This window comes from Streptomyces sp. NPDC097129 (assembly GCF_055668065.1).
On sequence record NZ_JBVOQE010000009.1, the window covers coordinates 186,348 to 199,990 of the forward strand.

The 13,643-nt window shown below is 72.5% G+C and carries 12 protein-coding genes; 5 read left to right on the forward strand and 7 right to left on the reverse strand.

Features of this window, described 5'->3' with window-relative positions; genetic code table 11:
• Entirely contained in the window at positions 1-246 is a 246-nt protein-coding gene (locus AC0B9F_RS25520; RefSeq protein WP_472006420.1) for a hypothetical protein, read from the reverse strand.
• 152 nt (positions 247-398) lie between these two features.
• Positions 399-3,497, reverse strand: coding sequence for a glycoside hydrolase family 2 TIM barrel-domain containing protein (locus AC0B9F_RS25525; RefSeq protein ID WP_472006422.1), 3,099 nt, complete (start codon positions 3,495-3,497; stop codon positions 399-401).
• A gap of 270 nt (positions 3,498-3,767) precedes the next feature.
• On the opposite strand from AC0B9F_RS25525, the gene AC0B9F_RS25530 reads away from it, so the two are divergent.
• Positions 3,768-6,218, forward strand: a complete 2,451-nt coding sequence (locus tag AC0B9F_RS25530) for a SpoIIE family protein phosphatase (RefSeq protein ID WP_472006423.1) — start codon at positions 3,768-3,770, stop codon at positions 6,216-6,218.
• A gap of 50 nt (positions 6,219-6,268) precedes the next feature.
• Positions 6,269-6,946: a DUF4232 domain-containing protein gene (locus tag AC0B9F_RS25535; RefSeq protein ID WP_472006427.1), complete on the forward strand. Its 678-nt coding sequence runs from the start codon at positions 6,269-6,271 to the stop codon at positions 6,944-6,946.
• Between the two features lie 24 nt (positions 6,947-6,970).
• On the opposite strand, the gene AC0B9F_RS25540 is transcribed toward AC0B9F_RS25535, so the two are convergent.
• Together AC0B9F_RS25540 and AC0B9F_RS25545 are read right to left on the reverse strand one after the other, a co-directional pair.
• Positions 6,971-7,939 carry an aldo/keto reductase gene (locus tag AC0B9F_RS25540; protein WP_472006429.1) on the reverse strand — a complete coding sequence of 323 codons (969 nt, stop codon included), beginning with the start codon at positions 7,937-7,939 and terminating at the stop codon, positions 6,971-6,973.
• 96 nt (positions 7,940-8,035) lie between these two features.
• The gene (locus AC0B9F_RS25545) at positions 8,036-8,494 is read right to left on the reverse strand and encodes a nuclear transport factor 2 family protein (RefSeq protein ID WP_472006430.1); all 459 of its coding nucleotides are present in this window, start codon (positions 8,492-8,494) and stop codon (positions 8,036-8,038) included.
• Between the two features lie 133 nt (positions 8,495-8,627).
• Between AC0B9F_RS25545 and AC0B9F_RS25550 the strand changes: the two genes are divergently transcribed.
• Complete coding sequence (locus AC0B9F_RS25550) at positions 8,628-9,185, forward strand: TetR/AcrR family transcriptional regulator (protein ID WP_472006432.1); 558 nt, start codon at positions 8,628-8,630, stop codon at positions 9,183-9,185.
• Between the two features lie 151 nt (positions 9,186-9,336).
• Here AC0B9F_RS25550 and AC0B9F_RS25555 read toward each other — a convergent pair whose 3' ends face one another.
• On the reverse strand, positions 9,337-9,525 hold the full coding sequence (locus tag AC0B9F_RS25555) for a ferredoxin (RefSeq protein ID WP_472006434.1): 189 nt from the start codon (positions 9,523-9,525) through the stop codon (positions 9,337-9,339).
• Between the two features lie 14 nt (positions 9,526-9,539).
• Positions 9,540-10,751 (reverse strand): cytochrome P450, encoded by a 1,212-nt coding sequence (locus AC0B9F_RS25560; RefSeq protein WP_472006436.1) that lies wholly within the window; start codon positions 10,749-10,751, stop codon positions 9,540-9,542.
• 224 nt (positions 10,752-10,975) lie between these two features.
• On the opposite strand from AC0B9F_RS25560, the gene AC0B9F_RS25565 reads away from it, so the two are divergent.
• On the forward strand, positions 10,976-11,419 hold the full coding sequence (locus AC0B9F_RS25565; RefSeq protein WP_472006438.1) for a nitroreductase family deazaflavin-dependent oxidoreductase: 444 nt from the start codon (positions 10,976-10,978) through the stop codon (positions 11,417-11,419).
• Between the two features lie 95 nt (positions 11,420-11,514).
• On the opposite strand, the gene AC0B9F_RS25570 is transcribed toward AC0B9F_RS25565, so the two are convergent.
• Positions 11,515-12,531 carry a cation diffusion facilitator family transporter gene (locus tag AC0B9F_RS25570; protein ID WP_472006439.1) on the reverse strand — a complete coding sequence of 339 codons (1,017 nt, stop codon included), beginning with the start codon at positions 12,529-12,531 and terminating at the stop codon, positions 11,515-11,517.
• Positions 12,532-12,613: 82 nt separating this feature from the next.
• On the opposite strand from AC0B9F_RS25570, the gene AC0B9F_RS25575 reads away from it, so the two are divergent.
• Positions 12,614-13,633, forward strand: coding sequence for a glutathione S-transferase family protein (locus AC0B9F_RS25575; protein ID WP_472006441.1), 1,020 nt, complete (start codon positions 12,614-12,616; stop codon positions 13,631-13,633).
• Positions 13,634-13,643 lie beyond the last annotated feature (10 nt).

Genomic DNA, 13,643 nt, shown 5'->3' on the forward strand with positions numbered 1-13,643 from the left:
TCAGGCGACCCGCCCCTCGCCGCTCGCCGGTGGTTCGTCGTCGGGGAAGGCGACCGCGAACTCCTCGGCGTGGGCGGTGAAGAACCGCCGGAAGGCCTCCGCGCCCTCCTTCAGCGCCCGGTGCCGCGCGATGTCGGCGGCGGCAGCCTCCCGTACGAGCGCCTTCATCGAGGTACCGCGCTCCTTGGCGATCTGCCGCAGGTCCTCTAGCTCGCGCTCGCTGAACTCCACATTCAGAGCTGGCATGCCCTCACGGTACCGCTCGGGTACTCGACCGTAAATACCACCAGGTCAGGAACGCAGCAAGGAGGTACCGGACGCGGTACGGCCCCGGCGCGCGGTACGGCGCGCCGGGGCCGGCCGGAGAGGGCCGGGGCTCACGTGGCGGAGCCCCGGTGTCACGTCCCCGGTACCTGGAGGCGGCTGATCCGGATCGCTCCGCGGGGCTCGCCCGGGTGGCTGCTGGTCAGGGTCAGGCGGAGACGGGAGGCGCGGACGGGGGGAAACGTGACGACGGTGGGGGTGTCGGAGGCGGTGGCCCAGTCGGTGCCGGCCCCGGTGACGGGCTGCCAGCGCCGTCCGTCCCAGACGTCGAGCGTGAGCGCGGACGGCAGGCTGTGGGTGGCGTCGGCGGTGAAGGAGACCTCGACGCGGTCGACGGTCCTGGTGCGGCCCCAGTCCAGCGACACCCAGTCCTTCGCGCGGGCCCCGTCGAACGCGGGCAGCAGTGCGGTGGCCGCCTTGCTGAAGCCGTTGGACCAGCCGGTGGCCGGGTCGCCGTCGAGCATGGCGGCCGGGAGCGTGTCGGGGCGGCCGGAGTAGCTCGCGTCCGCGTACGGAGGGGCGGGCGGCGCCGGAGGGTCGGGCGCGAAGGCGGCGGGCGGGGTGGTGGCCGCCGATCGGGCGGGCCGGGTGTGCACGCTCGCCGCGCCGGAGTGCAGCCCCTCGGCGCGGGCGGTGACCTTCAGGGCGCCGGGCTTCGTGCCGGCGCGGACGATGGCGAGTGCCTTGCCGTGGAAGGCGGTGCGGGTGCTCGCCTGGTAGCGCTCGGCGCTCTCCTGGCGGCCGTTGTCCAGCCCGGCGAGAGTGCCGCCGGTGACCTCGAAGGAGATCAGGTGCTCGGCGTCGGGCACGACCACTCCCCGGGCGTCGACGATCTCGGCGGTGACGAAGAGCAGCGAACGGCCGTCCGCGGCCAGGGCGTCGCGGTCGGCGGTCAGCCGTACGGCGTGCGGCGCGCCCGCGGTGCGCAGTACGTCGGTGGCGACCACGCGGCCGTCGCGGCGGGCGACCGCCTTCAGCTCCCCCGGCTTGAAGGGCACCTTCCAGATCAGGTGCAGCTTGCCCGCGCTGCCGTTGGGGCTGGTGTAACTGCCTGGGTAGGGGCCGTCGGTGAAGGTCTTGTCGTCACCGGTGGCCTCGGTCGTCTCCAGGTAGGCGCGGCCGTCGACGGTCTTCTTCCGGTCGAACGTCCGCACGCCCAGGGACTCGCCGTTCAGGAACAGCTCGACGGTGTCGACGTTGGCGTACGCCCACACCTCGACACTCTCGCCCTCCTCGTGGTTCCAGCTCATCGGGAGCAGATGGACCATCGGCTCGCTCGTCCACTGGCTCTTGAACAGGTGGTACATGTCCTTGGGGAAGCCGGCCGTGTCGACCGCGCCGAAGAAGGACGCCTTCACCGGGAAGACGTCGTACGGCGTGGGCTCGCCGATGTAGTCGATGCCGGACCACAGGAACTGGCCCGCGAACCACCTGCGGTCCCGGTCCTTCTTGTGGCCGTACTCGCCGCTCATGGTCCAGGAGGCGAGGTTGTTGTCGTAGGAGGAGGTCGCCCGCCGGCCCGGGGTGTGGTTCTCAGCGGTGTTGAGGTGTTCCGGCTCCTGGTAGGCGCCGCGGGTGGAGGTCTCCGAGGACGACTCGGACTCGAAGAGGAACAGGTGCGGGTAGGCCGCATGCAGGGCGTCCACCGACTTGGCGGAGTTGTAGTTCAGGCCGAGGCCGTCGAGCTTGGCCAGCATCAGATCGGCGGCGGACCCCTTGGCGGGCAGCCGACGGTATTTGTCGGAGCCGATGACCAGGGGGCGGGTGTCGTCGGCGGCCCGGATCGCGGCGATGATCCGGTCGGCCATGGCGAGGCCGGCGGTGGAGGTGGAGTCGGGGATCTCGTTGCCGATGGACCACAGCACCACGGCGGGCGAGTTGCGGGCCGCGCGCACCATCTCCTCGGCGTCCCGCTCGCACCACTCGTCGAAGAACCGGCCGTAGTCGTACCGGTTCTTGCCGGTGCGCCAGCAGTCGAACGCCTCCACCATCATCACGATGCCCAGTTCCTCGCAGACCTGGATCATCTCGGGTGCGGGCGGGTTGTGCGAGGTGCGCAGGGCGTTGACGCCCATCGACTTCATGATCTCCATCTGGCGGCGGATCGCGTCGATGTGCACGGCCGCGCCGAGCGCGCCGAGGTCGTGGTGGAGGTCGACGCCCTTGATCTTGCTGTGGACGCCGTTGAGGTGGAAACCCTCGTCCGGGTCGAACCGGAAGGTGCGGATACCGAAGCCGGTGCGGCAGGTGTCGGTGGTGCGGCCGCCGACCCGGAGTTCGGTGTGCAACGCGTAGCGGTGCTCCGGGGTGGCGAAGTCCCACAACAGCGGCTCGGGGACGGACAGTTCATGGGTTTGGGTGAGTTCGCCGGTGACGTGCGCGATCGACGAGGTGCGGGCCACGGTACGGCCACGCGGGTCGGTGATCCGGGAGACCACCTCCACCTCGGCCGCGGCGCCGGAGGCGTTGACCACGTCGGTGCGCACCCGTACCACGGCCCGCTCGGCGGTGACCTCGGGCGTGGTGACGTACGTGCCCCAGCGGGCGATGTGCACCGGCTCGGTGACGACCAGGCGGGCCTCGCGGTAGATGCCGCTGCCGGAGTACCAGCGGCTGCTCGGGAGCTGGTTCTGCACCTGGACCGCGAGGACGTTCGCGGTGCGGCCGTCGGTGTGCACGTGGTCGGTGAGGTCGAAGGCGAAGCCGGTGTAGCCGTAGGGGTGGCGGCCGACCTCCGTGCCGTTGCAGTGGACGTGGGAGTCCATGTAGACGCCGTCGAACTCGACCGCGATCCGCTTTCCCGCGTACGCCGGCGGCAGGGTGAAGGACAGGCGGTACCAGCCGAGGCCGCCGGGCAGGAAGCCGGTGCCGGCGGTGGTGCCGTACTGGGTGGTGGGCGTCTGCTCGATGCTCCAGTCGTGGGGTACGGCCACCTGACGCCAGCCGGTGTCGTCGTATCCGGGGTCGGCGGCGTTGGCGTAGGCGCCGGTCGGGTCGGTGATCCCGCCCGGGTTCACCAGCGCGAAACGCCAGCCGTCGCGCAGCGGGACAGTACTGCGGCCGGTGGTGTGCGGGTCCGCCGCCGCGGCCGGGGACGCCACGGCCCCCAGCAGCGCCCCGGCAGCGGGCGCGCCCGCGGAGGCGATCAGGACCGATCTCCTAGTGACCGACACAACGGCTCCCCTTTCATGAGGGCCCAGAAGTACACACAAGGGAACGTGATCGCACAGATTCTGACGCCGTGCCTCCGTTGTGCGTCAAGAGTCGGGTCATCGCTTTCTGACCGGACGCCGCGACGCGCGAGGTCGGCCGAATTCGCTCTTGCCCTGGGCCGGACGACGTCTACAAAGGGGGAGGGTTCTCGACCGCGCGTGGCGGGGACGCACTACTCTGGAACCGAGTGACACACCGTTCACTGTGAGTGTGCGCAATGGAGTGCGAGGATGAGCCCGGACTACCCGTTCGACGACGCCGCGACGGCCCGGGCTGTCATCGCCGACGACGGCACGCTGACCGGGTGGAACGCCGGTGCGCAGCGCCTGCTGGGCTGGGCCGCGGCGGACGTGGTGGGCCGGCCCGCCGCCCGCCTGCTGGCCGACCCGGCGGGTCCGTCGCCCCGTCCGGCGCAACCACGCCTCGACGGAACGGTGACTTTGCGCCACCGGGACGGCCGTACGGTCCAGGTCTGGGTGCTCGCCCATCGCCTGCGGCCCCGCGACGGGGAACCGGGCCAGTGGCTGGTGGTCACCCCCCTGGACGCGGCCGGCCCCCGCTCCTCCGACGACCCGCTGGACGCGGCGGCGCTCGTGCAGTCCCCCTGCGCCCTCGCCCTGTTCGACGAACGGCTGCGGCTGCACCGGATGAACGACGCCATGGCGGACCTCGTCGGACTGCCCGAGGAGCGGGTGCGCGGACTGAGACTGGCCGAGATCGGCGGGAACCCGCAGAGCGACGACCTGGAACACCGGCTCGTGCAGGTGCTCACCACGGGCCGGCCGCTCGACGCCCAGACGCGGCTGCGGGTCGCCGGTACGGGCCGGCCACGCGCCTGGCTCGCCCGGATGGCCCCGGTCACCGACGCCGAGGGCCGGGTGCGCGGGGTGTGCGTGGCCGCCCACGACTTCTCCGACCAGTACCTGTCCCGGGAGCGGCTGCAACTGGTCAACGAGGCCAGCGTCCGCATCGGCACCACCCTCGACGTCTCGCGCACCGCGCACGAGCTGGCGGCCGTGTGCGTGCCCGTGCTGGCCGACTTCGTCAGCGTCGACCTCCTCGACCCGGAGCAGTACGGCGGGGAGCCGCCGGCCCGGCTGGTTCCGCCGGTCCTGCTGCGCCGGGCCGCCCACCACTCGGTGAATCCCGGCAGCCCCGGTGCGGTGACCGCGCCGGGCGAGGCCGAGGAGTACCCGGCGCCCTCACCGCAGGCCGCGGCGCTGCTGGCGGGCCAGGCGATCGTCCTGTCCGCGCCCTCCACCGACCTGGAGCAGTGGCTGTCCTGGGACGAACGCCGCCACCGCCTGTTCCGTCAGTACGGTGTGCACTCCACGATGGCGGCTCCGCTCCAGGCCCGCGGCTCCACGCTCGGCGTGGCCGTCTTCCACCGCTTCCGCCACCCCGACCCGTTCACCGAGGACGACGCGCTGCTGGCGGAGGAGATCACCGCCCGCGCCGCTCTTTCCATCGACAACGCCCGCCGCTACTCGCGCGAGCGGGAGACCGCCCTGGCCCTGCAGCGCAGCCTGCTGCCGCGCTCCCTGCCGCGCAGCGCCGCCGTCGCGGCCGCCTCCCGCTATCTGCCGGCGGCCCGCTCCGGGGTGGGCGGCGACTGGTTCGACGTCATCCCGCTGTCCGGGCTGCGGGTGGCGCTGGTCGTCGGGGACGTCGTCGGGCACGGGGTGCAGGCCTCGGCGACCATGGGCCGGCTGCGCACCGCCGTGCGCACGCTCGCCGACATCGACCTGCCGCCCGACGAACTGCTCACCCACCTCGACGATCTCGTGCTGCGGCTGTCGGAGGAGGCCGGCGGCGAGGGCAGCCCCGGCGAGGTCGGCGCGACCTGTCTGTACGCGGTGTACGACCCGGTCTCGCGCCGCTGCACGCTGGCCCGGGCCGGGCATCCGCCGCCCGTACTGCTCCCCCCGGGCGGTCACGCGCGCCGGGTGCACCTGCCGTCCGGTCCCCCGCTGGGCGTGGGCGGGCTGCCGTTCGAGTGCACCGAACTGGACCTCGACGAGGGCAGCGTGCTGGCCTTCTACACGGACGGGCTGATCGAGTCCCGGGAGCGCGATGTCGACGCCGGCCACCGGATGCTGTGCGACGCGCTGGAGGACGACGCGGACTCCCTCGACCAGGCCTGTGACCACATCCTGCACACGCTGCTGCCGCCGGGCGGCGCCGCCGACGACGTCGCCCTGCTGCTGGCGCGCACCCAGGGACTGCCCGCCGCGCAGGTGGCGACCTGGGACATCCCGGCCGACCCGTCGCTGGTCGCGCCGGTCCGCAAGCAGGTCGTGGACCAGCTCGCCGCCTGGTCGCTGAGCGATACGACGTTCACGGCCGAGCTGGTGGTGAGCGAGCTGGTCACCAACGCCATCCGGTACGGCGCGCCGCCGATCAGGCTGCGGCTGATCCACGACGACACCACCCTCATCTGCGAGGTGTCCGACACCAACCACAGCGCCCCGCACCTGCGCCGGGCGAAGACCTGGGACGAGGGCGGACGAGGACTGCTGCTGGTCGCGCAGCTGACCCAGCGCTGGGGCAGCCGGCACACCACCGAAGGCAAGACCATCTGGGCGGAGCTGGCGCTGCACGAGGAGGGACTCGCCGAGGGACTGCCCGGGGGACTCGCCGCGGGGCTTGCCGAGGGCCTGACGGAGGGACTGGCGGAGTGAAGCCGCGCGCGCCCCGCATCGGGCCGGGGCGCCCGGGGCAGACGTCCAGCATGGCCCCGTACACGCGATTTCCCGTCCTGGTCGTCAGCGCGCTCACCGCATTGGGCGCGCTGACCGCCTGCGGCGGCGGTGACGGCGGCGGCACGGCCGCGAGCACCGCGCAGCAGCCGCCGGCGACGACCGCCACCGGCTCCGCCGGACCCACCCGGTCGAACCGCCCGGTGACCACCGAGCCCACCGGATCGACGAACCCCGGGCCCGCGCAGACCGCGGAGCCGGCCACGACGTCCGCGCCGCCCGTGCCGTCGTCCCGCTGCCGCACCGGTGACCTGCGCGCCACGGTCGGGCGCAACGACCCGGGCGCCGGGCAGGAGAACTTCCCCGTCGTGCTGACCAACACCTCCGCCCGCACCTGCACGGTGTACGGCTTCCCCGGCGCCGCGTTCGTGGACGCCTCCGGACGGCAGCTGGGCGCCGACCCGCGGCGCGGGGACGGATCGGCGCCGGCGAAGGTGACGCTGGCGCCGGGCCGCAGCGCCTGGGCCGGGCTGACCTTCTCCAACCCCGAGGTCAGCGAGGCCCGTACGGCCACTCCGGCGGCGCTGCTCGTCACCCCGCCCGACGAGCGAGAGCCACTGAAGGTGGCATGGCGGGGCGGCCCGGTGCCGGTCGGCGGCAACGCGTCGACGGTGTCGCTGACGCCGTTCGTTCCCGGCACCGGCGCCTGAGCCGTCCCGGCGACGTCCGTCGGATCAGTGACCGGCGACCGGGTGCGGCACGTACGGCTGCTGGAGCTCCTCGATCTCCTTCTCCGTCAGCGTGAGGTCGACGGCGGCCACCGCGTCCTCAAGGTGACGCGGCTTGGAGGCCCCGATGATCGGCGCGGTCACCGTGTCCTGCTGGAGCAGCCAGGCCAGGGCAACCTGGGCGCGCGAGACACCGCGCTCGTCCGCGATGCGGGTGACGGTCTCGACGACGGCCCGGTCGCCCTCCTGGTAGAGGGTGTTGCCGAAGTTGTCGGTGGTGCTGCGGTCGGTGACGGTGCCCCAGTCGCGGGTGAGCCGCCCGCGGGCGAGCGGGCTCCACGGCAGGACGCCCACGCCCTGGTCGGCGCAGAGCGGCAGCATCTCGCGCTCCTCCTCGCGGTAGAGGAGGTTGTAGTGGTTCTGCATCGACACGAACTTCGTCCAGCCGTGCCGTTCGGCCGTGTACTGCGCCTTGGAGAACTGCCAGGCGTACATCGAACTCGCCCCGATGTAGCGCACCTTGCCCGCCTTCACGAGGTCGTGCAGGGCCTCCATCGTCTCCTCGATGGGCGTGTGCGGGTCCCAGCGGTGGATCTGGTAGAGGTCGACGTAGTCGGTGCCCAGGCGGGTGAGGCTGTGGTCGATCTCGGTCATGATCGCCTTGCGGGACAGCCCGCCGCCGTTGGGGCCGGGGCGCATCCGGCCGTGCACCTTCGTGGCGAGCACGATGTCGTCACGGCGGGCGAAGTCCTTCAGCGCCCGGCCGACGATCTCCTCGCTGGTGCCGTCGGAGTAGACGTTGGCGGTGTCGAAGAAGGTGATCCCGGCGTCCAGGGCCTGGCGGATGAGCGGCCGGGAGGCCTCCTCGTCCAGGGTCCACTCGTGCGTGCCGCGGTCCGGGACACCGTAGGTCATGCACCCCAGGCAGATCCGGGAGACGTCCAGACCTGTCGAACCCAGCTTCACGTACTGCATGTTGCTGCTCCTGCCTTCGTCGGCGGCTGACGTTCCGAGCCTAGGTCTTCGTGCGCACTCGAAGATCGCGAGTCCGCGGCCGCGCCCGTCCTGGGGCTAGCGGAGCGGGAAGGTGCGGCCGCGCTCGCTGTCCGGGCGCGAGCCGTGGATGCGGCGCTCGTGCTCCTCGATCGGTACGTCGTCGATGCTCGCCTCGCGCCGGGTCATCAGGCCGTGCTCGTCGAACTCCCACAGCTCGTTGCCGTAGGAGCGCCACCACTGGCCGCCCGTGTCGTGGCACTCGTACTGGAAGCGGACGGCGATGCGGTTGCCGTCGAAGGCCCACAGGTCCTTGCGCAGGGCGTAGTCCAGCTCGCGGGCCCACTTGGCGGTGAGGAAGGCGGTGATCTCTGCGCGTCCGGTGAGGAAGGTGTCGCGGTTGCGCCACACGGAGTCCTCGGAGTAGGCGAGCGCGACCTTGCGCGGGTCCCGGGTGTTCCAGGCGTCCTCGGCGGCCTGCACCTTCCCGGCCGCGGTCCGGCGGGTGAACGGGGGCAGGGGCGGGCGCTCGGCCATGGTCTCCTCCTCGGTGGAACGACAGGGAGAACGATCGTTCTCCACCTGGTCGGCTAAGGTAGCGAACGATCGTTCTCAGGTCAACGTCCCCTGTTCTCCGCCGTGTCGGGGAAGTACCGAGGAGTGATGCCCCGTGTCCGTCGACAGCGCGGCCGCCCGTGCCCGGGCCCTGGACGCCGCGGAGGAGCTGTTCTACCGGCGCGGTGTGCGCTCGGTCGGCATGGACGACGTCCGAGCCGCCTCGGGCGTCTCGCTCAAGCGGCTCTACCAGCTCTTCCCGTCGAAGGAACAGCTGGTGGAGGCGTATCTGGAGCAGCGCGACACGCGCTGGCGCGGACGGCTCGCCGCGCACGTGGAGCGGCACGACGACCCGCGCGAGCGCATCCTGGCCGTGTTCGACTGGCTGCGCGACTGGTTCGGGGAGGAGGGCTTCCGCGGCTGCGCGTGGATCAACGCCTACGGCGAGCTGGGGGCCACTTCGCAGGCGGTGGCGCGTCAGGTCCGGGCGCACAAGCGGGCGTTCCGGGACTATCTCGCCGGGCTGGTCGCGGCGGCGGGACTGGAGCCGGAGCTGACGGGGCAGCTGTTTCTGCTGGCCGAGGGCGCCATGGTGACGGCCGGCGTCACCGGCCGCACCGATCCGGCCGACGCGGCCCGCGAGGCGGCCCGGACCCTCGTCGGGGCGAGGTGAGCCACCGCCGGGGCACCGGGGCCCGCGCGCCCCGCCGAACGCCGGTCCCGGACGGGGGTACGGCGGCCAGGCTCAGCTCGGCGGGGTCCGCGGTGCGTGGGCGGTGACGGGCCCGCGGGGACGCCCCGGCTGCGGCCTCTCAGCTTCCCGCTCACTCCACGCTGATCGCCCCCACCGGGCAGGCGCGGGCCGCCTCGCGGGTCATCGGGTCGGGGGTGGTGCCGTCGTGGCCGGGGACGAGGGTGCTGAAGCCGTCGTCGTCCTGGGTGAAGACGTCGGGGGCGGCCAGAGCGCACTGGCCGGCGCCGATGCAGACGTCCCTGTCGATGTGGATGCGCATGGTGCGTCAGCCTCTTACCAGGTCACGGGGAGTTCCAGCATCCCCTGGATGGTGTCGCCGGGCTTGAAGGGGATCTCCTCGGCGGGAGCCGCGAGCCGCAGGCCGGGCAGCCGCTCGAAGAGGGTGCGCAGGGCGATCTCCAGCTCGGCGCGGGCGAGGTTCTGGCCCAGGCACTGGTGGATGCCGAAGCCGAAGGCCACGTGATGGCGGGCCGAGCGGCCGAAGTCCAGGCGGTCCGGGTCGGCGTAGACCGTCGCGTCGCGGTTGATGACCGACGTCGCGAACAGCACGCCCTCGCCCGCCCGGATCGTGGTCCCGGCCACCTCCATGTCCTCGACGGCCAGCCGCACCAGCCCGTCGGCGATGGACAGCATCCGCAGCAGTTCCTCCACCACGGTCGGCAGCAGCCCCGGATCGGCGCGCAGTTCGGCCAGCCGGTCGGGGTGCTGGAGCAGGGTGTAGGTGCCCAGGGAGATCATGTTGGCGGTCGTCTCGTGGCCCGCGACCAGCAGGATGATCGCCAGCGCGACGACATCGGCGCGGCTCACCTCGCCGGTGCGCAGCCGCTGGTGGACCAGCTCGTCCAGGACGCCCTCGCCGGGCTCCACGTCCTTGGCCTTGCGGTCGACCAGATCACCGAGGTACGTCTCGAGCCGGTCGCGGGCCGCGAGCACGTCCTCGACGCCCGGACCGCGCAGCAGCCGCCGCGACTGCTCCTCGAAGAACTCGTGGTCGGCGTACGGCACACCGAGCAGCGCGCAGATCACCATCGAGGGCACCGGCAGTGCGAACGCGCCGACCAGTTCCGCGGGCGGTCCCTGGGCGACCATGGCGTCCAGCAGGCCGTCGACGATCCGCTGGATGTCCGGCCGTAACTCGTTGGCCCGTTTGAGGGTGAAGCGGGGCACCAGCATGCGCCGCTGCGTGTGGTGCTCGGGGTCGTCCACGCCCAGCAGCGCCGCCCGGCGGTGGCGGCCCGCCTCGAAGCGGGGGGTGGGCGCGGGGAAGCCCGGCCGGGTGCGGTCGGTCGACAGCCGGGGGTCGGCGAGGAGGTCACGGGCGACGGCGTGCCCGGTGACCAGCCATGCGGGACGGCCGTCGTAGAGGGTGACCCGGGCCAGCGGGGGGCCGGCGCGCAGCGGGTCGTAGGCGGTGGGCGGGTGGTAGGGGCAGGTGCGGTCCTGCGGGAAGGCGACGGGTTCCGGCTGGTGCGTCAAGTCCGTCATGGAAGACCTCGCAGACGATGGGTACGTCGTTCCGATCTTCATTAGATGCCTCAGGCATCTATGCGGCGACGCGAAGTTCGGCCACTTCGGGGAACCGGGGAATCTGGCCGGAACCCTCCAGTCCAGTACGTCGGGCCCGGCCACCGGAAATGAACGCCCGCGTACCGCTGTTGCACACCCACGCGAGCAGCAGTGGCGTACGACGCGACGAAAGGACCGATGCCATGCCTCTGGAGGGCGAGTACGAGCCCAGCCCGACGCAGTGGGTGCGCGAGCAGGTGGAGCTGTACGAGAGCTCCGGCGGGACTCGGGGGACGACGCTGCAGGACACGGGCCTGTCGGTGATCATCCTCACCAGCCGTGGCGTGAAGAGCGGCAGGATCCGCAAGACGCCGCTGATGCGCGTCGAGCACGAGGGACGCTACGCCCTGGTCGCGTCCCAGGGCGGCGCGCCGAAGCACCCGGTCTGGTATCACAACCTCAAGGCGCACCCCCAGGTCGAGCTCCAGGACGGTCCGCGCAAGTGGGACATGACGGCCCGTGAGGTCACCGGCGCGGAGAAGGCCGAGTGGTGGGAGCGGGCGGTCGCCGCGTACCCGCCGTACGCCGACTACCAGACGCGGACGTCCCGCGCGATCCCGGTGTTCGTCCTCGAACCGACCGGATGAGACGGCCGCCCGGCCCAGTGCGCGGCACCCGCCGTACCCCGGGGAAAATTTCCGCGTGGGTGCGCATGGTCCGGCGCGGGGCGGGCACGTGAGTGTCAGGCCCCGCCGCGTTCCCCCGTCGCGGCGGGGCTTTCGTATGACTCGCGCGCGGCGCGGTCGGTGATGTCGAGGAAGATCTGCGCCGCCTCGGGCACGGCGTCGGCGATGGACCCCTTGATGCGCACCGCGACCTCCTCCACCCGCTCGCTGTCCAGTCCCGGCACCAGGTCGATGCGCGCGGCCACGAGCGCGGAGTCGAGCCCGGTCTTCATGCTGAACAGGGCCTCCACGCTGTCGATCTCCGGCTGCCCGGCGAGCAGGTCCCTGATGCGGTCGCTCGCCTCGGGGTCGGCGGCCTCGCCGATGAGCTGGTCGCGGGCCTCGCGGCCGAGGTGGTAGGCGACGCAGACCAGCAGCGCGCCGATGGCGAAGGACGCGGCGGCCTCGTAGGCGACCTGCCCGGTGGCCATGTGCAGCGCCATCCCGGCCATGGCCAGGGTGACGCCGAGCACCGCGGTGCCGTCCTCGGCGACGACCGTGCGCAGCGCCGGATCGCGCAGTCCCGCCGCCATGCCGCCCTGCCCGCGCACCTGGTGCACGGCCCGCAGCAGCGACACGCCCTCGGCGAGCAGGGCCACACCGAGGACGACCAGGCCTGCGACGTACCCGCCGGTGCTCTCCTGCGCGCCGTCGCGCAGGGCCTCGACGCCCTGGAAGACGGAGAAGCAGCCGCCCATCACGAAGATCCCGACGGCGGCGAGCAGCGACCAGAAGAAGCGTTCCTTGCCGTAGCCGAAGGGGTGGCGCCGGTCGGCGGGACGGCGGCTGCGGCGCAGCGCGGCCAGCAGGAAGACCTCGTTGAGGCTGTCGGCGACTGAGTGCGCCGCCTCCGACAGCAGCGCGGGCGAGCCCGCCAGCAGACCGCCGACCGCCTTGGCGGCCGCGATGACAAGGTTGGCCGCGAGCGCCACCAGGACGGTGACCCGCGTCCTGCGGTCCGCCGAGCGCTCTCTGTCACGTTGCGTGGGTGTACGGCTCACAGAGAGGCGGTTGCCCCGGCCGTGGGGGATCACACCGTGGCGGTGAGGTGTTTCGGGGAACCCGGGGAAGGCAGAAGGGCAGGATCGCACCCCCGGCGGAAGTGAGGAGCGGGTCATGGGGCGGGACGGCGACGGCAACAGCGCGTACGGCAGGAAGGCGTTCCGCCGGTCGAAGAGCCATTTCGCGGACCGGATCACCGCGGACGGCCGCGACGGCTGGCCGGTGGAGGCCGGGCGCTACCGCCTGGTGGTCAGCCGGGCCTGCCCGTGGGCGAGCCGGGCGGTGATCTCGCGGCGGCTGCTCGGGCTGGAGGACGCGCTGCCGATGGCGATCACCGACCCGATCCAGGACGACCGCAGCTGGCGCTTCACCCTCGATCCGGACGGCCGCGACCCGGTGCTCGGCATCCGCTACCTCAGCGAGGCCTACGACCGGCGTGAGAGCGGCTACCCGGGCGGTGTGAGCGTCCCGGCGATCGTGGACGTGCCGAGCGGCCGCCTCGTCACCAACGACTACCAGCGGATCACGCTGGACCTGGCCACCGAGTGGCGGGCGCTGCACCGCCCCGGGGCGCCCGATCTGTACCCGCGGGACCTGCGGGAGGAGATCGACACGGTGATGGCGGAGGTCTACGAGGACGTCAACAACGGCGTCTACCGGGCCGGGTTCGCCACCGGGCAGGAGGAGTACGAGGCCGCCTGCACCGCCGTCTTCCAGCGGCTGGAGAAGCTCACGGCCCGGCTGGAGCGGCAGCGCTATCTGGTCGGGGACACGATCACCGAGGCCGACATCCGGCTGTTCACCACGCTGGTGCGTTTCGACGCGGTCTACCACGGTCACTTCAAGTGCAACCGGTGGAAGCTGGCCGAGAACGAGGTGCTGTGGGCCTACGCCCGGGACCTGTTCCAGACGCCCGGCTTCGGCGACACGGTGGATTTCGACCACATCAAGCGGCACTACCACCAGGTGCACACCGGCATCAACCCGACCGGCATCGTGCCGCTCGGTCCCGACCTCGCGGGCTGGCTGACGCCCCATCACCGTGAGCGGCTGGGCGGCCGGCCGTTCGGGAACGGGACCGCGCCGGGGCCGGTACGGCCCGGGGAGGAGGTGCCGGCGCGTGGCCGTCCCTGACCCCCGGCTC